This window comes from Haloferax sp. AS1, from assembly GCF_014530665.1.
Taxonomy (GTDB): Archaea; Halobacteriota; Halobacteria; order Halobacteriales; family Haloferacaceae; genus Haloferax; species Haloferax volcanii.
On the sequence record NZ_SPSA01000001.1, the window covers coordinates 278,653 to 296,861 of the forward strand.

An 18,209-nucleotide genomic window follows, 5' to 3' on the forward strand; every position below is an offset into this window, starting at 1 on the left:
GCATCATTAAAGACGCTGGGCGTGCCACGTTCCGGGTATGGACGAGAAGACCGCCGAACTCCGCGACATCTTCATCGAGGCGACCGGCTCGGACACCGTGACCGAACAGCAGTCCGAGTCGCGCGGGTCGCTCGCCGACGTGGACGATCCCGAAGCGGTCCGCGAGCGCGTCCGCGACATCGTGGCGACGATGCGCGAGCGCTACGCGTTCGACACCGAGTTCGACGACGACGCGCTCGTCGCGCTCGTCGTCGGCTTCTTCGACGGCGACTCCGACGCCGACCTCGCGGTCGAACTCGACGCGTCGCCCGAGGCGGTTCGCACCGCCCGGTTCGACCTCCACCTCGTCCGCGACGCCGACCGCGAGTTCCCGTTCGACGCCGACCGCTTCGACACCCTGCTCGTCGACGGCGCGGACGACGAGGCCATCGCCGAGGCGCTCGACGTGCCCGTCGAGGTCGTCTCCGAGTGCCGCCCCGTCGCCGAGGCGGACATCCGTTCGAGCCGGGCCAACTACCGCTTCCGCGACGACTTCGCGGAGCTTCTGACCGACGACGACCTCTCGAACCGGATGGCCGAGGACGCCCGCCGCGACGGCCTCCGCGAGGCGACGGAAGATATCGAGACCGACGTGTCGCTGTAACGGTCGGTCGAACGACGAAGGTTCTTAACCGATTGGGGACATACCCCTGTGCGATGGCGCAGGCCCCCCAGAACCGAGACCTGACGGAACGGTTCATCGAGTTCTACCGAAACTACTACCGAGAGGAGATCGGGACGCTCGCACAGCAGTACCCGAAGGAAAAGCGGTCGCTGCACATCGATTACGACGACCTCTATCGGTTCGATTCGGAACTCGCGGACGACTACATCACGAAGCCCGGCCAGTTCCAGGAGTACGCGGAGGAGGCGCTGCGCCTGTTCGACCTCCCCGCGGACGTGAAACTCGGGCAGGCGCACGTCCGGATGCGAAACCTCCCCGAGACGGTCGATATCCGGAACCTCAGGGTCAACGACGACCACATCGGGACGCTCATCTCGGTGCAGGGCATCGTCCGGAAGGCGACCGACGTGCGTCCGAAAATCACGGAAGCCGCCTTCGAGTGCCAGCGCTGCGGGACGATGAGCTACATCCCGCAGGGCGACGGCGGCTTTCAGGAACCCCACGAGTGTCAGGGATGCGAGCGCCAGGGGCCGTTCCGCATCGACTTCGACCAGTCGAACTTCGTCGACTCACAGAAACTGCGCGTCCAGGAGTCCCCCGAGGGCCTGCGCGGGGGCGAGACGCCGCAGAGCATCGACATCAACCTCTCCGACGACGTGACCGGCAAGGTCACCGCCGGCGACCACGTCACCGTCGTCGGCGTCCTCCACATCGAACAGCAGACATCGGGCAACGAGAAGACGCCCGTCTTCGACTACTACATGGAGGGCATCTCGCTCACCATCGAGGACGAGGAGTTCGAGGACATGGAGATATCCGACGAGGACGTGGCCGAAATCGTCGAACTCTCGAACGACCCGGCCATCTACGAGAAGATGGTCGAGTCCGTCGCGCCCGCCATCTACGGCTACGAGCAGGAGAAGATGGCCATGATTCTCCAACTGTTCTCGGGCGTCACGAAGCACCTGCCCGACGGGTCGCGGATTCGCGGCGACCTGCACATGCTGTTGATAGGGGACCCCGGAACTGGCAAATCGCAGATGTTATCATATATCCGACATATTGCTCCCCGATCGGTCTACACCTCCGGCAAGGGTTCGTCCTCGGCAGGTCTCACCGCCGCCGCCGTCCGCGACGACTTCGGCGACGGCCAGCAGTGGACGCTCGAAGCCGGCGCGCTCGTCCTCGCGGACAAGGGTATCGCGGCGGTCGACGAACTGGACAAGATGCGGCCCGAAGACCGCTCTGCGATGCACGAGGGGCTCGAACAACAGCAGATTTCGGTCTCCAAGGCCGGCATCAACGCGACGCTCAAATCGCGGTGTTCGCTCCTCGGCGCGGCGAACCCGAAGTACGGCCGCTTCGACCAGTACGAACCCATCGGCGAGCAGATAGACCTCGAACCCGCGCTCATCTCGCGGTTCGACCTCATCTTCACGGTCACGGACGACCCCGACCCCGACGAGGACTCCAAGCTCGCGGACCACATCCTCAAGACCAACTACGCGGGCGAGCTGAACACCCAGCGGACGAACGTCGCCAACTCCGAGTTCACGGAACAGCAGGTCGACGCCGTCACCGACGAGGTCGCGCCCACCATCGACGCGGACCTGCTCCGCAAGTACATCGCCTACGCGAAGCGCACCTGCTACCCGACGATGACCGACGAGGCGAAGGAGGTCATCCGCGACTTCTACGTCGACTTCCGCGCCCGCGGTGCCGACGAGGACGCGCCCGTTCCCGTGACCGCCCGGAAGCTCGAAGCGCTCGTCCGCCTCGGCGAGGCCTCGGCCCGCGTCCGCCTCTCGGACAAGGTGACTCGCGAGGACGCAGAGCGCGTCACGGGCATCGTCGAGTCCTGCCTGCGCGACATCGGCATGGACCCAGAGACCGGCGAGTTCGACGCCGACATCGTCGAGACGGGCCGCTCGAAGACCCAGCGCGACCGCATCAAGAACCTGCTCGAACTCATCCGAACCATGCAGGAGGAGTACGAGGAGGGCGCGCCCCACGAGGAGGTCCTCGAACGCGCCAACAGCGAACTGAACATGGACGAAAAGACGGTCAACGACCAGCTTGACAAGCTGAAGATGAAAGGCGACATCTACGAGCCCCGCGGCGACGTGTACCGCGCGACGTAGACATTTATCGCCCGAGTCTTGGCCGACTGCGTCGATGTCAGCCGGTCTGGGAGCGCCTGTGGACGGTCTCAATTCTTCCTCTCACAAGTACCGAGATAGTCAAAACTGCAAAGTTTATGAAGTCACTTCCCGGCAAGCTATCGCCGCCGAATCCTTTGAGAAGCTTCCGGAAGAGCAGTCAGAGAAATCTCCCTTTGCATCACAACCCCCACTTCATATCGAGACGGATTCACTCTCCCCGCTTCGAGTACACCGATTGGGTGTATCCGCAACATAAGGCTCGAACAGGGGTGTAGCCAGCTATCGCCCGTGGTGCTGTCGTGAAACGGCCGTCAGATACCTATTTCGAGACGTCGACGTGAAGTCGAATACTAGCTCGAACAGGGCTGTATACTCTCTACGACGATTTCAACCACTGGTGATTCGCTCTGACTCACTGTCAGTCTCAGGTGGTTATTCGAGTGGACAGCATATTTCTATATCCCCGATACACCCTACCTACGTCGAGGTGTACCGGCAATACGGAATTTCGGTACAGTACGGAACACGAGTTGAGTAGGAATCCAAAATTCACTAATTCGGGCCTCAGGGCCTATCGCGGATATTCATGGCCATGTAGACTATATACGAACTCACTCGGAACAGATGTCGAAGACGCCTTGTGAACGTCTTGTTGCGGATACACCCGTGCCCTGTACTGGTGATATCGTACACTCTCAGCCATCAAGTCGAACATGAGATTTTATTGGCAGCCGACAGGGGTGTCGGCTGCCTGAAGCGGTCGAATTCGTATGAATCGACAAAAATCAAACAACGTACACCGGCGGATGGGCATCTACAAACAACTGAATGACGTCCCCTCTCGATCACGACTAGAGCGGTTTTCATCGACGTTTGAGACACGAGATGTGTGGGATGAATTCGTCAACTCACGGAACCCCAATTTCGATTCGAACGCGTACCGTGCAACATTGCGGAAAGCAGGCTCCGCATTCACGTCGTACATAGAGTCGCGGGGTCGGCATCACGCGTGTGCAAGACCGGTCGACGTGGAGGCGTGGCTTGCAGAGTTAACGGAGACGCGGACGCTCAACACAGTCTACTCTGAATACTGGATTCGTGTTGAAGAGTTCTTCACATGGCTTCAGCGGCATCCAGGATACCCACACGTGTATCATCCCGTGTGGATGGCGGCGGCGAGCTATCCCACGGCACAAGCGCTGTGGGCGAAGAAGACAGGAGAACAATGATGTTGGGAGGTGCACCGCAATGACCGACGACTATGACTCGGCGGGCAATGCACTTCGCGATGAAATTGGCGCCGCGTTCGGACGAGAACGTGATCCCCTGTCGGTGTACGAGTCGACCTTCGAAGCGCTGGCGGTGGATCCATTTGAGGTCTTCCTGAAATGTGGCCTCGAGCCAGACGACCCTGCCCCTAGAACCACACAAGCATACCAGCAACTCATCGACGAGTGGACTCGCCATATGTCCAGTGTAGGACGGCACCCGGCGTGTCCGAGCGAGGACCATATCCTCCGGTACGTGGAGAACTGTCTCTCAACGCGAGAGCTGAAGCCCGTGACAATTCGGACACGGCTTCACCGACTCAATCGAGTGTATCGCTACTGGCAGGCCGATTCAGTGTTCCCGCATGATCCTGGCTACAATCCGTTCGAGTACGTGTTCGCGACAACGGATTTGTCACAACCCCCCTCGAAAGACCCGCCGAGAATTTCGCCAACGCGCCTCGGTGAAATCGTCCGCACGATCACCGATGTCCGCGACCGTCTCATTGTCGTCTTACAACTCAAACTGGGTCTGCGGGCCGGTGAGGTGAGTAATCTCCGACTGGCGAACCTCGCAGTTGACCACGAGGAACTGAACACAGCATACCCTGGACTTGGAACAACCCCCATCGTCGAGGACCTCTCCCAGGCGGTTTACATCCCGTCGAGATACGAGGAACCGGGGAATAAGTCACACCGAGCGCGACTCCTCCCACTAGATGACGAGGTGTACCAATCACTCGTGCAGCACTTATTGGTACGACCAGATACGGGGAGTCAGTGGGTGTTCCAGAGTCACACGACAGCTTCGCAAATCACCCCTGAAGCGATCAACCGCGTGTGGACGAGCGTGTTCAGGCCAGAGTATGACGAGACCGATGTTCATCGAGCGGTGACGAGTCATTACGGGCGGCATCGGTTTAGCACATACTGGCAAGTCGAGTGTGAGATCCCACGTGAGTTGGTTCAGTATATGCGTGGAGATCGAATTGAGAGTGCTGACCCGAATCGAGAGACGATTGACAGCTATATCCATACATACTATGAGGATATCGAGACTGTATATCTAGAAAATATGTACTCGCTGGGTCTTTCTACCGAATTCTCGTTGTGATGCGGTTGAACTCTGGATTGAAATCCAACAACCGCCAGCGGCCGAGACGCACGACTGTTCTCCCAACGTACTCGACGCCCCGTGCGCTCAGCGACGGACGTACTCGCCGACCGAGCCGAGGACCCCGCCGGTGGCGGCCGCGGGTTCGATTTCGACGTCGAGGACGACCTCCGCGACCGCGGCGACGCCCGCCGCGAGCTCGGCGTCTTCGCGGCACGCCGGCGCGTCGGCGAGGGCGGTCGCCTCGGTCTCGGGCACGACCACGTCCGCGTCGTCGAGCGCGCCGAACGTGGAGACGACGGCGTCGATATCGGTGTCGATGTCGGCGGCCCGCGCACTGAGCCGACCGACGGCGTCGGCACCGCGGTCCGTGGCGGGCGCGACGAGCGCGACCCGGTCGCAGGCCGCGGCGGCGGCGACCGTCTGGTTCGACGCGAGGAGCGGCGCGTCGACGAGGACGTGGTCGAAGCCGTCTGCGGCCTCGGCGATACGACCTTCGAACGCCCGCGCGGCGTCGGGCGTCATCGCCCGCGCGAGCCGCTCGAAGGGGGCCGCGGCCGGGCAGACGGCGACGCGTCCCTCGGCGTCGGTCTCGAACGCGACCAGCCCCGACTCCAGCGGCACGTCGGCGGCGTCGGTGACAAGCGCCGTCGCGTCGGGGTCGAGCGTCCCCGAAACGTAGTCTGAGAGGCCCTGCGTGGCGAACGCCGCGTCGAGGACGGCCACGTCGCGGCCGTCGGTCGCGAGCGCTGCGGCGAGTTCGAGCGACAGTCGGGTCGTGCCCGCGCCGCCGGTGGCCCCGACGAGCGCGATGGTGGTGGGAATGGACATACCGCGAGTGGTCGGGTGCTCAGATTAATAGCTTCGGTCGCCCGCCGCCGGCGTCGCCGGACGCGCGACTACGCCGTCCACTCGCCGTCACCCGATTCCGGGTCCGCTCCCGGCGCGGCGTCCGCGCAGGCCCGGTAGAAACAGACCTTGTACGTTCGGCCGACGAGCGTCGTGACCGTCGAACCGACGGCCACGACGGCGATATCGACCGTCGACATCGGCGCTTGGAACGCCGTCACCGCGCCGGCGACGGTGGTCGCCCCGTCGAGGGTGACGAACCAGAGCACCGGCAGGTCGACGACCGAGGTCACTGCGGTCGCGACGACCGCGTAGCCGACGACGGCCCGGAGGTTGCTGAGGACGAAGTCGACGCTTCTGCTGAGCGACCCGCCGGCGGTCTGCCCGTCGAGGACGACGGCGGTGTCGAAGAAGGTGAAGACGTAGACGACGGCCATCAGGACCACGAGCGCCACCCCGGACGCGGCGAGTTCGGCGGGCGTGAGGCTCGCGGAGCCGTTCAGCACCGCGTTGAGTCGGTCGAACCCGACGTAGCCGAGGACGCTGCCGCCGACGACCATCGCGACGACGAACACGACCAATCCGGCGAGGAGCGTCGCGCCGAGCAGGCTGACGTAGTAGCGCTGTGCCGCGGTGGACGCGCGCAGGTCGGTGTCGGAGCCGGGGCGCGCGCCGTCGGCGACGGTGTAGAACGCGCCGGTGAGCGCCGGCACGGCGAGGAGTTGGAGGAGCGAGCCGACGGCCCCGGCCGGACCGGAGGCGTTGTTCAACGCGCCGATGAGGCCGAACGCGAGGGCGAACGCGACGAGCACCGGCGTCTCGGTGACGATTCGGAGGGCCGTTCGAAACGATTGGAGGACTGCCACGACAGTCGGCACTCACGGCGCCCGTATATGTTTTTACATCGACACGTTCGGCGGGAGATGTAGCGCCGGCTGGAGCGACAGCGTGCCCTCAGCCCGAGATGGCCGCCTCGATGTCGGCCAGTTCCTCGTCGGAGAGGTCGGGGCGCTCGCCCGCGACGGCGTGGATGGGACTGCCGCCGTCGCCCTCGAACCGCGGGACGATGTGGACGTGGACGTGGTCGACCTCCTGGCCGGCGGCGGGGCCGTTGTTGATGCCGACGTTCGTCGCGTCGGCGTCGACCGCCGCCTCGACGCGCGGCACGAGGTCGTTCACGGCGGCGAACAGGTCGGCCGCGGCGTCGGCCGGAACCTCGTCGAGGCGGGCGTGGTGCTCTTTCGGGACGACGAGCGTGTGGCCGGGCGCGAGCGGGTTGGCGTCGAGGAACGCAAGCGAGTGGTCGGTCTCGTGGACGATTCGGCCCGGGATGTCGCCGTCGACGATGGCGCAGAAGATGCAGTCGGACATACGTGGCACGTCGATTGGCGAGGAAAAGAAAGTTCGGACCGGTCCGTGCGTGCCGTCTCGTCTGTCTCGCTGTCGGCACAGGTGGAGCGTGTCCACCGAACCTCCCCGGCCGATTGTGGAGGGTCTCGTCTGTGAGAGACGCAACTGCGCCAATTGCACGCAATCGCAACTGCAATCGACCCTCGATTGCGCAACCTCCCGCTGTTCCCTCGGCGAACTAGTTGATATTGCGCGCAATCCATCTCAGATTGCGCAATACATCTACTGAATTGCGCAATGATCGGTGGGTTACCGCTCGGGAAGCAACGCCTCCAAGTCGGCCAGATACTCGTCTAACTCGTAGCCGAGACGCGACAGCCACACGTCGCGGTACGAGGGGTGTAAAAGCGGGACCACGGTGTAGCCGAACCGCTCGCTCTCGACGGGGTCGAGGACGGTATCGAGGAAGCCGTCCAGCGAGGCGTCGTCGAGCGCGAGGACGCTTTCGGTCGCGTGGCGGCCGGTCGGGACCACCACGTCGGGGTCGACGGCTTCGAGTTCGGAAACGAGGTGGTCGCGGCAGTTCGCCTTCTCGGCGGCCGTGGGCGCGCGGTTCGACCCCTCGCCGTCCGAAGGGAAGCACTTGACGGCGTTCGTGTAGAAGACGCCCGATTCGTAGCCGACGGCGGCCATCGTCTCGCGGATGCGGCGGCCGGAGTGCCGGGCCGTGTAGGACATCCCGGTCCAGTTGCCGCCCCGCCAGCGGTCGGCGTCGGGGTTGCCCGCGCCCGGCGCTTCCCCGACGACCATCACGGTCGCGTCGTCGGGGCCGACGCCCCACGAGATGCGGTTGCGGCAGTCGACGAGCGCCGGACAGCGCGCGCAGTCGGGTTCGAGGACGAGCGTCTCGTCGGCGTCGGGGAACCGCGGGTCGGCGTCGACCATCTACTCCGTCAGCGGGAGCACGATGCCGAAGATAATCGGCGAGAACAGCACCAGCGCGATGCCGAGCCACTCGGCGTCGAAAAACAGCGTTCGCTCCCAGCCGGGGATGGCACCGCCGCTCACGGCGAGGGCGACTTTCGCGCCGATAGCGCCGAACAGGAACAGCGCGAGCCCCAGTCCGAGGCCGGTCTTGGTCATCCGCGGGTAGTCGATGTCTCCGTAGCGTCCCATACTATCCCGAGATGCGGGGACTGGCAAAACCGTTTCGAGAGAGTGTGTGATACGTTATCGTTCGATTTCGCCGGCGAGAACGGGCGCGACGGACACCTCGCTCACGTCGCGTTCGATGGTGTCGGTACCGACGACGCGCTCGATACCGGCGCGCGCGAGTTTCGTGCGGGCGTTGCGCGCGAGAAGCGGGTGGACGGTCGCACAGAAGACGCGCTTCGCGCCGCCGTCGGCGAGGACGGACACGGCCTCGCTCATGGTCGACCCGGTGGCGATGATGTCGTCGGTAATGACCACGTCGCGGCCCGCGAAGTCGGCGTCGCTCGGCGTGATGTCCACGTCGGTCCCGGAGTGGCGCACCTTCTCGAAGTAGTCGGTCTCGCCCTCGCCGTAGGCGTCGCGGACGGTCTCCGCGATGTCGATGGCTCCCGAGTCGGGCGACAGAAACAGCGGGGCGTCGAGTTCGGGGAGCGGCTCCGCGAGTCGCCCGGCGGCGTCGACGATGTCGACGGGCACGTCGAAGAAGTCGGCGACGGCGTCCTCGTGGGGGTTGACGAGCACGACGCGGTCGGTCGTCGTGCTGACGGCGCGGGCGACCGCGCGGGCCGAAATCGGGTGGCCGGCCTCGAACGCCTTGTCCTGTCGGGCGTAGCCCATGTACGGGATGACCGTCGTGACCGCCGATGCGCCGGCCTCGCGGACGGCGTCTTGCAGTTGGAGCAGTTCGACGTAGGCGTCGTTGCTGGCGGTGCTGGCGACGATGGTGGCGGCGTCGGCGTCGAAACCGGGGACCGCGGCCAGCGTCTCGCCGTCGGGGAAGCGGTCGTACTCGACGGCCGCGAGCGACTCGCCGAGTTCGTCGGCGAGCGCGGCCGCGAGTGCCTGCGAGGATGCGCCGGGTACGAGCATACCCGTTCGTCTCTCGTGGGGGGTAAAACCGCTTTTCGTTGCGTTCAGCCGCGTCGCGTGTCAGCGAACCGCGACGCCGACCGTCTCTAACCCGAGCACCTGCGTCCGCCAGTCGCCCCCGGTCAGCCGAACGCAGAAGCTCCCCGCGTCGGTGACGGCGTAGGCGGCCCGCGCGTCGTGGGCGAGCGCGACGACCGACTCGTCCAGCGGAATCGGCGCGGCCTCCCACGCGCCCGACTCCTCGTCGCGCGCGACGACGCCGTCCGGGCCGACCGCGTGGGCGCGGCCGTCCGGCATCGACGCGACCGCCGAAAACGCCCCGTCGAGCGCGTCCATCCAGCCGTTGCCGAGCGCGTACAGTCCCGAGTCGGTCGCGGCGAGCGGGGTTCCCGAGTCGCCGCCGAGGCGGCCCGCGGGGTCGGACACGTCGGTCACGTCGTTCAAGCCGACGTGCGAGAGGCCGCCGTCACCGATTCGGTAGACGCCGTCGTCGGCCGCGACGAGGCTCCCGTCGAGGGCGCGGACCGCCCCGACCGCGCCGAGGTCGGTCCACCCGGACTCGTCGAAGCGGGCGACCCGACCCGAGTCGTCGGCGGCGACGACGCGATTGCGGTGGAAGCCGACGGCCGCCGCGGGGCCGAAGTCGAGTTCGTGGTAGTCGTCGCCCTGCACGAGCAGCACGTCCTCGTCGGTGGCGACGACGACTTCCCCGGGCGACCCGGCGGCGTCCAGCGCGGTACACCGGCGGTCGATGCGGAACCCCCCGACGAGGTCGTCGGAGACGTCGACGGTCACGACCCCGACGCCGGCGGCGACGTACGCCGTCTGCTTGCCGGACTTGTCCGCGTACACCCGCTTTTCGTCGATAGAGAGGTCGAAATCAGCCATCCGTTGGCCCGAGGTTCGCGGCGGGGTTCGGAAAGGATTGTGGTCGTTCCCGCGGCGCGGCGACGGGCCGAACGGGCGCGCGAGTGAGCCGTGTGCTTACAGAAACTCCCGCACGTCGGAGTACCACATGTCGTGGTGGTCGAGTTCGTCGAGGGCCTCGGCCACGTCGACCGCGAGGACGTGCCAACAGCGCTCGCCCTCGTCTGGGTCGAGGTTGTACTGGGAGTCCTTGCAGGTACAGCCCCGGTCTTCGACCACGTACTCGTCGTCGTAGCCGACGACCACGTCGAAGTCGCGGTAGCGCTTCACCCGCCGCTCGGAGACGGCCTCGATGGCCGTGACGCCCCGGTCGCCGTGGGCGTCGACGATGGCCTGCACGATTTGCGGCGAGAGTCGCCCGGTCTCCGCGAGCGCCGCTCGCCAGTCGTCGGCCGAATCCACGCTCCCGAGTTCGTCGGTGGCGGTGAAAACGCATTCGATGCCGCGGGGTGGACCGACCGCCGCAATCGCGTCGCAATCGCGTCGTACAACCGCACCGCACAATCGCATCGCAACCGGTTTCCGCCCGCGCGGGCGACTGCGGGTATGCACGTGAGCGAGGGAGGCGTCGAAATCGAGGTTCCCGACGCCCGCGACGGGGCGTCAGCGGGGACCGGCGACGATGTCTTCTACAACCCCACACAGGAGTTGAACCGGGACATCACCGCGGCCGTCCTCCGCGCCTTCCGCGAGCGCGAACCCCGCGCCGAGAGCTACCTCGACGCGATGGCCGCCTCGGGCATCCGGGGCGTCCGCGCCGCCGCCGAGGGCTACGACGTGACCTGCGCCGACCTCGACGCCGACGCCGTCGAACTCGCCCAGTCGAACCTCGACCGCGCCGGCAACGGCGGCGAGGCGGTCCACCGCAACGCCAACGCCCTCATGTACGACGAGGTCTTCGACGTGGTCGACCTCGACCCCTTCGGCACGCCGATACCCTTCGCGGACCCCGCCTTCGCCAACACCCGCGACCTCGTCTGCGTCACCGCCACCGACACCGCCCCGCTGTGCGGCGCACACCAGAAAAGCGGCATCCGGAAGTACGGCTGTCTCCCGCAGAACACCGACTACCACCCCGAGATGGGGCTTCGGACGCTCCTCGGCGCGATGGTCCGCACCGCCGCCCGCTACGACAAGGCGGCCGTCCCGATTCTCTCGCACGCGACGCGTCACTACGCGCGGGCGTATCTCGAACTCGACGAGCGGGCGACGAAGGCCGACAAACTCCTCGAATCGACCGGCTTCGTCTACCACTGCGAGGACTGCCTCCACCGCGAGGCCGAGCGCTCGCTCATCGCCCACCCGCCCGAGGCGTGCGCCAACTGCGACTCGACCCGGATTCTCGAAGCCGGCCCCATCTGGCTCGGTCCCGTCTCCGAACCGGCGTTCGCCGGGGCCGTCCGCGACGAGGTGACAGAGGACTTCGGCACCGCGAAACGCGCCCGAAAGCTCCTCGACACGCTCGCGGTCGAACTCGATACGCCGACCCACTTCGACCAGCACCGCCTCTGTAAGCTCTGGGGCCGGTCGGCCTCGAAGATGGAGACGTTCCTCGAAACCCTCCGCGACGCCGGCTACGACGCCACCCCCGCCCACTACCACGGCACCGCGTTCAAGACCGACGCGACGGTCGCTGAGATACGCGAGGCGACCGCCGCGCTCGACCCCGAGGCGTGACGAGGGCGACGGCGAACCGCGTCGTAACCGGTACACACCGCCGCTTCGGCGGGTAGCTTCTTTGCCTCCCGTGTCGTTTCGGTGATACGTGAGCGCCAACATCCGAACCGCCGTTCCCGTCGCGCGGGCGGTCGTCGACACGATTCGGGAGAAGGAAATCTCGTTTCTCGCGGCCAGCATCTCGTACTACGCGCTCGTCTCGCTGATTCCGCTTCTCGTCCTCGGCGTCGTCGTCGCCACCGCCGTCGGCGGCGCGGAACTGCAGGCGCAACTCCAGACGCTCGTCGAGCAGTACCTCGTCCCGACCGGACAGGACCTCGTCGAGGAGGCGCTTTCCGACCGAACCGGGCAGGGAAGCGTCGGGGCGGTGAGCCTCGGGCTGACGGTGTGGGGCGCGCTGAAGCTCTTTCGCGGCCTCGACATCGCCTTCTCGCGCATCTACGGCTCCGAGGCGGGTGGCCTCCTCGACCAGCTCCGCGACGGCGCTATCGCCCTCGCCAGCATCGGCGTCGGCACCATCGGCGTCGCGGTGCTGACCGCGCTGCTCGGCCTCCTCGACGTGCCGTTTCTCCAACTGCTCTCGCCGCTTTTGCTGTTGCTCACGCTCTGTGCGGCGTTCTTCCCGCTGTACTACGTCTTCCCCGACGCCGACCTCTCGCCGCGACAGGTCGTGCCGGGGACCGTCTTCGCGGCCGTCGGCTGGACCCTCCTCGGGGTCGGCTTCGGCATCTACGCGTCGGTGGCCGGCGCGTCGGTCGCGGGCGCGCTCGGGACGCTCCTGTTGCTCGTGACGTGGTTCTACTTCTCGGGGCTCATCCTGCTTTCCGGCGCGGTCGTCAACGCGGTCCTCGCGGGGGTCGGGGGCGACGCGTCGCCCGCAGAACCGCGTGACCCGCCGGGGGGACCGCCCGGAGTGGACCGGCAGGTACAACATACGGGAGGCCGACATGACGCTCGTACGGATATGAGCGACGACCGAGGTGACACCGATGGGCCGCGGACGGAGGACGCCGACGACGCGGAGACCGGCGCGTCCGTCTCCCCGCGCGGCGCTCCCGACATCGAGGAGCTGGAATCGCAGGTCGAGGAACTTCGGGCCGACCTCGACGCATTCGAGGACGACGTGACCGACCGGACGGTCGAAAAGCCCAAGCTCGAAGCCGAGTTGAAGCGCTACGTCCGCCGCCGGATGCGCCGCGGCAAGGCCCGCGGGTGGGGTCCCTACCTCGTGCTCGGCTACGGCGTCGTCCTCACGCTCGGCGCGTTTCACTACCTCCAGTCGGACCTCATCGCGGTCGTCGCCATGCTCATCATCTTCCTATCGACGCTCGGACTCTACGTCCTGTTCGTCATCTTCGGCATCGGCCTGAGCGCCCTCGGCGTCCCCGGGCGCGCCATCGACGCGGTCCGCAAACGCCGCGGCTGAGATGTTCCGGTCCGCGCTTTCGCTTCAGACCCGCGGGTTCGGGGAGTTGGTGCTCGCGGACGCCCCGGACGCGCTCGTCTTCCTGTTCGGTCTCGTCACCCAACTCGGAGACCAGTGGTTCTTCTTCGTCGCGTTCACCTCGCTGTACTGGCTCTGTCGGCCCCGAATCACGGCGCGCCCGCGGCGAACCGCGGCCTCCTTCGTCGGCCTCGCGCTCGGGTCGCTGGCGCTCGTCACCGCGCTGAAAGTCGGCTTCGCCCTGCCGCGACCGCCGACCGCGGCCGTCGCCGCTGCGCCCGCGTGGCCGTCGCCGCTTTCGGACCTGTTCGTCTCGTTCACGACGGACGACGGCTTCGGGTTCCCGAGCGGCCACGCCCTCGGGACGACCGTCGTCTACGGGGCCGCGGTCTCGCTTCTCGACGTGTGGGACCGTCGCCGCCGGCTCGTCGCCGCGGCGGTCGTCGTCGGCATCGTCTCGCTCTCGCGGGTCTTCCTCGGCGTCCACTACGGTGTCGACATCGTCGTCGGCGTCCTCCTTGGCCTCGGCTTCCTGAAGGCGGTGTCCGTGGTCGCCGCCGCGGACGACCCCGACGCGACCGGCCATCTCGACCCGGCGCGCCTGTTCGCCATCGCGGCCGGCCTCAGCGTCCTCGCGCTCGCGGTGGTGTTCGCCACGGGTCTCTCCGGGCACACCGAAAACGCCGCGGCGGCGCTCGGCGGGTCGCTCGGCGGTCTCCTCGGCTGGACGCGACTCGCCGGCCACGAGTCGCTCCCGACGCTGTCGCCGCCGGTCGCGCTCGTCGCGTTCCTCGGCGCGGGCGGCCTCTGGGTCGGCGTCGACGTTGCCGACGCCTCGGTTCCGGTGACGGTGCTCGTCACCGCGGCGGTGGTCGCGTTCATCCTCGTCGCGCCGCGGATACAGGGCCGACTCGGGCTCGGAAACGGAGCGACCCGGCGCGCCGACTGAGAGCCTGTTTCGGTGTGTTGCTCCGGTTCTAGGTAGTGTTGTCTCTGGTTTCTCGCCGACTGCGATACCGGTGGCTGTCGCTCTCCGGCGAGCGGGCGCGAAAGAAAAATCGGTGTTGGGCGTGCGCGACGCTTAGAACGTCTCGAGGTACCGGTCGAGCTCCCACTGGGAGACGTCGACGAGGTAGTCCTTGAACTCGGAGCGCTTGGCTTCGACGAACTTCTCGAAGACGTGGTCGCCCAGGGCCTCCTGGATGACTTCGTCCTCTTCGAGGGCGTCGACGGCGCCGCCGAGGTCCTTCGGGAGCGTCTCGATGCCGTACTCTTCGCGCTTTGCCTCGTCGAACTCGTAGATGTTCTCGCGGACCGGGTCGGGGCAGTCGAGGTCCTTCTCGACGCCGTCGAGACCGGCGTGGATGAGCGCGGCGAACGCGAGGTACGGGTTACAGGACGGGTCGGGGAAGCGGGCCTCGATGCGCGAGGCGGCCGGCGTGCGGGCGGCCGGCTTGCGGATGAGCGCCGAGCGGTTGCGGTCGGACCACGCGATGTAGACCGGCGCTTCGTAGCCGGGGACGAGGCGCTTGTAGGAGTTGACCGTCGGGTCAGCGACCGCCGTGATGGCGGGCGCGTGGTCGAGGATGCCCGCGACGAAGCTCTTGGCCGTGTCGCTCAGGTCGAACTCGTCGTCGCCGTCGTGGAACGCGTTCTCGCCGTCCTTGAACAGCGAGATGTGCGTGTGCATGCCGGAGCCGTTGATGCGCGGGATTGGCTTGGGCATGAACGTCGCGTGGAGGTCGTGTTCGGCCGCGATGGCGCGGACGACGGACCGGAACGTTGCGACGTTGTCGGCCGTCGAGAGGGCGTCGTCGTACGTGAAGTTAATCTCGTGCTGACCCTCGGCGACCTCGTGGTGCGAGGCTTCGATGTCGAAGCCCATGCTTTCGAGGCCGTAGATGATGTCGCGGCGCACGTCGGACGCGAGGTCCTTCGGGGCGAGGTCGAAGTAGCCGCCGGCGTCGTTCGTGACGGTCGTCGCGCGGCCGTCTTCGTCTTCTTCGAACAGGAAGAACTCCGGTTCGGGAGCGACGTTCACGTCATAGCCGAGTTCCTCGGCGCGCTCGATAGCGCGCTTGAGGACGCCGCGCGGGTCGCCGCTGAAGGGCTCGCCGGTGGACGTGTTGAACACGTCACAGATGAGACGGCCGGCGGCGCTGTTTTCCTTCTTCCGCCACGGGAGGACGGCGAACGTCGACGGGTCGGGTTCGAGGCGCATGTCGGACTCCTGGATGCGCACGAAGCCGTCGATGGAGGAACCGTCGAAGTAGATGCCCTCGGTGAACGCCTTCTCGGCCTGCGAAGCCGGGATGGAGACGTTCTTCACCGTTCCGAGAATGTCGGTGAACTGGAGTCGGAGGAAGTCGACGTTCTTCTCTTCGATTTCGTCGATGACTGCCTGTGCCTCGTCGCTCAGGCCGCCGTCGGTGAGTGCGTTGTCTTCCGTCATTTTCCTGAACACGCGATTCGAACACCCGCACTATAAAGACATTTCCGCTTAATGCAATTCCCCGCACCTCGCCACAGAATTGGATATTCGTAAAATTCTAATGCCCCCGGACGGTCTTTGGATGTAATGACGTACGAAAACCTCGACGCGAAGCTCATCAATGCGCTCCTCGGCGACGGTCGAGCGAGTCTGCGAAGCCTCGCCGAAGAGCTCGACGTGTCGGTGACGACCGTCTCGAACCACCTGCGAGACCTCGAAGACGAAGGCGTCATCGAGGGCTACACGCCGCGGGTGAACTACGACGCGCTCGGCTACGACGTGACCGCGGTCATCCAACTCAAAGTCGAGGGCTCCGCGCTCCCCGAGATTACAGAGCGCCTCCGCGCCGAAAAGCAGATGATTTCGGTGTACGAGGTCACCGGCGACTACGACATCATCGCCATCGGCAAGTTCCGCGACACCGACGGCATGAACACGCAGATCAAGAAACTGCTCACCGACGCGGACATCCGCGAGTCCAACACCTCGGTCGTGCTCAACGCCGTCACCGAAAACGAGCAGTTCGACCTCGACCTCGAAGAGTAACGCCGTCAGACGATTCGCGTTTTTACGTCGCGCATCTCCGACTTGCAGTAGGGACACCGATATCGCGTGTCGAAGCCGTCGGGCGTCGTCTTCGTCGTCGTCTCTATCTCGTGGACCGCCACGTCGCGTCCACACTCCCGGCACTGAACCGCTGGCATCGGTTCGTGTTCGTCGACTGGGCGGAATAAATCTACTGGCGTGTGTGTATAGTTGTCATCAAATTGTCTGTATCCGGACGGGAACCGCTTCGACTGGAGAATCTACGGTTTTCGGTCGATACGCTCCGTCCGAACCCCGCGTTTCCGGGTCGATTTCGGCGGCCGTTCGAAGGCTACTGTTTCGACTGGAAAACCCGATGACGTGGCGCGATTCCTCGGTGGATAAACTGGAGACGAAATGTTGCGAGTTTTTGCTGCCCGGCGGAGCCGGCGGTCCGGTCAGAACCCGTCTTCGAAGACGAACGTGCCGTCTCGCTGGACGACCTCGCCGTCGACCTCGATGACCGAGTCCTCGGACATATCGACGATCATGTCGACGTGCTCGGCGCTCTCGTTGAGCTCGTTGTCCGCGCCGACCGTCTCGGGGTACGCCGAGCCGACGGCCATGTGGACGGTGTCGCCCATCTTCTCGTCGAACAGCATGTTGTAGGTGAACTGGTCGATGCTGCGGTTCATGCCGATGCCGAGTTCGCCGAGGTAGCGCGCGCCCTCGTCGGTGTCGAACACGCCGTCTAAGACCTCCTCGTTCCCCTCAGCGGAGTAGTCGACGACCTCGCCGTCCTCGAAGCGGACGCGGACGCCGGAGACCTCGCGGCCCTGCCGGTACAGCGGCAGGTCGAAGTGGACCTCGCCGTTCACGGAGTCCTTCACGGGCGCGGTGAACACCTCGCCGCCGGGGAGGTTGTGCTCGGCCGTGTCGTTGATGGCGGTGTTGCCGGCGATGCTCATCGTCACGTCGGTCTCGTCGCCCGACGTGATGCGGACCTCGTCGCCGTCGTTGAGGATGTCGACCAACTGCTGTTGGAGTTCGCCCTGCGCGTCCCAGTCGAGGGTGACGGCGTCGTAGACGAAGTTCTCGTAGGCTTCGGTGCTCATACCCGCGAGCTGGGCGCTTCCCTTCGCGGGGTACTGGGTGAGACACCAGCGCTTCGTGAGCATCTCGCCCTGTACGGGCTTGTAGGCGCGCTTGTACGCGGCGTTCGTCTCCGGCGGCACGTCGCTCTGTTCGGTCGCGTTCGTCTCGCCGCGAACGCGGATGATGACGTCCGTCTCCTCGTAGAGCGCCAGCACGTGCTCGGGCGTCTCGTAGTCGTCGTCGCCGGCGCGGAGGAACGCGCGGGTGAACCGCGGGTTCGCGTCCATCGCGACGACGTTCGCGCCGCGGTCGCCGAGCAGTTCGTGGATGGCCGTGACGAGGTCCTCGGCCACCGAGGGCGCGGAGACGACGACGTTGTCACCGGCTTCGACGCTCGTGGAGTGGTCGACGATGGTTTGTGCGTGCTCGCGGATGCGCGGGTCCATACCGCGTCGTGTGTGTCCCCGGGGCAAACACCTTTCGAAGCGCAAATATTGCGACGCGGCCGACAACGCCCCGCGGACCACCGATTATATCTCCGTCGGCGCGGTCTCTCCGCGC

Annotated in this window: 18 protein-coding genes; 7 read left to right on the forward strand and 11 right to left on the reverse strand. The window is 66.0% G+C overall.

What is annotated here, in order from left to right; all coding sequences use genetic code 11:
* The first annotated feature begins 37 nt into the window (after positions 1-37).
* From E4P24_RS01465 to E4P24_RS01475, 3 genes are all read left to right on the forward strand, one after another.
* On the forward strand, positions 38-643 hold the full coding sequence (locus E4P24_RS01465) for a hypothetical protein (protein ID WP_004065519.1): 606 nt from the start codon (positions 38-40) through the stop codon (positions 641-643).
* A gap of 53 nt (positions 644-696) precedes the next feature.
* Entirely contained in the window at positions 697-2,805 is a 2,109-nt protein-coding gene (locus E4P24_RS01470) for a minichromosome maintenance protein MCM (protein WP_115802063.1), read from the forward strand.
* A 1,269-nt stretch (positions 2,806-4,074) separates the two neighbouring features.
* Complete coding sequence (locus E4P24_RS01475; RefSeq protein WP_006600775.1) at positions 4,075-5,208, forward strand: site-specific integrase; 1,134 nt, start codon at positions 4,075-4,077, stop codon at positions 5,206-5,208.
* 87 nt (positions 5,209-5,295) lie between these two features.
* Here the strand turns inward: E4P24_RS01475 and E4P24_RS01480 are convergent, their stop codons facing one another.
* The 8 genes from E4P24_RS01480 to E4P24_RS01515 all read right to left on the reverse strand — a co-directional run bounded on the left by E4P24_RS01480 (position 5,296) and on the right by E4P24_RS01515 (position 10,818).
* A complete protein-coding gene (locus E4P24_RS01480) occupies positions 5,296-6,039 on the reverse strand; it encodes a ParA family protein (RefSeq protein WP_188148007.1) in 744 nt (247 codons plus the stop codon).
* 68 nt (positions 6,040-6,107) lie between these two features.
* Positions 6,108-6,923, reverse strand: coding sequence for a hypothetical protein (locus tag E4P24_RS01485; protein ID WP_004065504.1), 816 nt, complete (start codon positions 6,921-6,923; stop codon positions 6,108-6,110).
* 88 nt (positions 6,924-7,011) lie between these two features.
* Complete coding sequence (locus E4P24_RS01490) at positions 7,012-7,428, reverse strand: HIT family protein (RefSeq protein WP_008610406.1); 417 nt, start codon at positions 7,426-7,428, stop codon at positions 7,012-7,014.
* 288 nt (positions 7,429-7,716) lie between these two features.
* Positions 7,717-8,352 carry a uracil-DNA glycosylase family protein gene (locus E4P24_RS01495; RefSeq protein ID WP_006600772.1) on the reverse strand — a complete coding sequence of 212 codons (636 nt, stop codon included), beginning with the start codon at positions 8,350-8,352 and terminating at the stop codon, positions 7,717-7,719.
* On the reverse strand, positions 8,353-8,583 hold the full coding sequence (locus E4P24_RS01500) for a hypothetical protein (protein WP_004045346.1): 231 nt from the start codon (positions 8,581-8,583) through the stop codon (positions 8,353-8,355).
* Positions 8,584-8,637: 54 nt separating this feature from the next.
* A complete protein-coding gene (gene prs, locus E4P24_RS01505; protein ID WP_004065487.1) occupies positions 8,638-9,489 on the reverse strand; it encodes a ribose-phosphate diphosphokinase in 852 nt (283 codons plus the stop codon).
* A gap of 60 nt (positions 9,490-9,549) precedes the next feature.
* Complete coding sequence (locus E4P24_RS01510) at positions 9,550-10,377, reverse strand: hypothetical protein (protein ID WP_004045348.1); 828 nt, start codon at positions 10,375-10,377, stop codon at positions 9,550-9,552.
* Positions 10,378-10,473: 96 nt separating this feature from the next.
* Positions 10,474-10,818: an SWIM zinc finger family protein gene (locus tag E4P24_RS01515; protein WP_004065483.1), complete on the reverse strand. Its 345-nt coding sequence runs from the start codon at positions 10,816-10,818 to the stop codon at positions 10,474-10,476.
* A 144-nt stretch (positions 10,819-10,962) separates the two neighbouring features.
* Between E4P24_RS01515 and E4P24_RS01520 the strand changes: the two genes are divergently transcribed.
* From E4P24_RS01520 to E4P24_RS01530, 3 genes are all read left to right on the forward strand, one after another.
* Entirely contained in the window at positions 10,963-12,093 is a 1,131-nt protein-coding gene (locus E4P24_RS01520; RefSeq protein ID WP_188148008.1) for a tRNA (guanine(26)-N(2))-dimethyltransferase, read from the forward strand.
* Positions 12,094-12,181: 88 nt separating this feature from the next.
* A complete protein-coding gene (locus E4P24_RS01525; protein WP_188148009.1) occupies positions 12,182-13,519 on the forward strand; it encodes a YhjD/YihY/BrkB family envelope integrity protein in 1,338 nt (445 codons plus the stop codon).
* Position 13,520: 1 nt separating this feature from the next.
* On the forward strand, positions 13,521-14,486 hold the full coding sequence (locus E4P24_RS01530; RefSeq protein ID WP_004065476.1) for a phosphatase PAP2 family protein: 966 nt from the start codon (positions 13,521-13,523) through the stop codon (positions 14,484-14,486).
* Positions 14,487-14,618: 132 nt separating this feature from the next.
* Here the strand turns inward: E4P24_RS01530 and glnA are convergent, their stop codons facing one another.
* Positions 14,619-15,989 carry a type I glutamate--ammonia ligase gene (glnA, locus tag E4P24_RS01535; protein WP_188148010.1) on the reverse strand — a complete coding sequence of 457 codons (1,371 nt, stop codon included), beginning with the start codon at positions 15,987-15,989 and terminating at the stop codon, positions 14,619-14,621.
* Between the two features lie 126 nt (positions 15,990-16,115).
* On the opposite strand from glnA, the gene lrp reads away from it, so the two are divergent.
* Complete coding sequence (gene lrp, locus E4P24_RS01540; protein WP_004045355.1) at positions 16,116-16,574, forward strand: HTH-type transcriptional regulator Lrp; 459 nt, start codon at positions 16,116-16,118, stop codon at positions 16,572-16,574.
* Between the two features lie 5 nt (positions 16,575-16,579).
* On the opposite strand, the gene E4P24_RS01545 is transcribed toward lrp, so the two are convergent.
* A complete protein-coding gene (locus E4P24_RS01545) occupies positions 16,580-16,732 on the reverse strand; it encodes a hypothetical protein (RefSeq protein WP_004045356.1) in 153 nt (50 codons plus the stop codon).
* Positions 16,733-17,011: 279 nt separating this feature from the next.
* Complete coding sequence (locus E4P24_RS01550) at positions 17,012-18,094, reverse strand: aminopeptidase (RefSeq protein ID WP_188148011.1); 1,083 nt, start codon at positions 18,092-18,094, stop codon at positions 17,012-17,014.
* Positions 18,095-18,209: the final 115 nt, after the last annotated feature.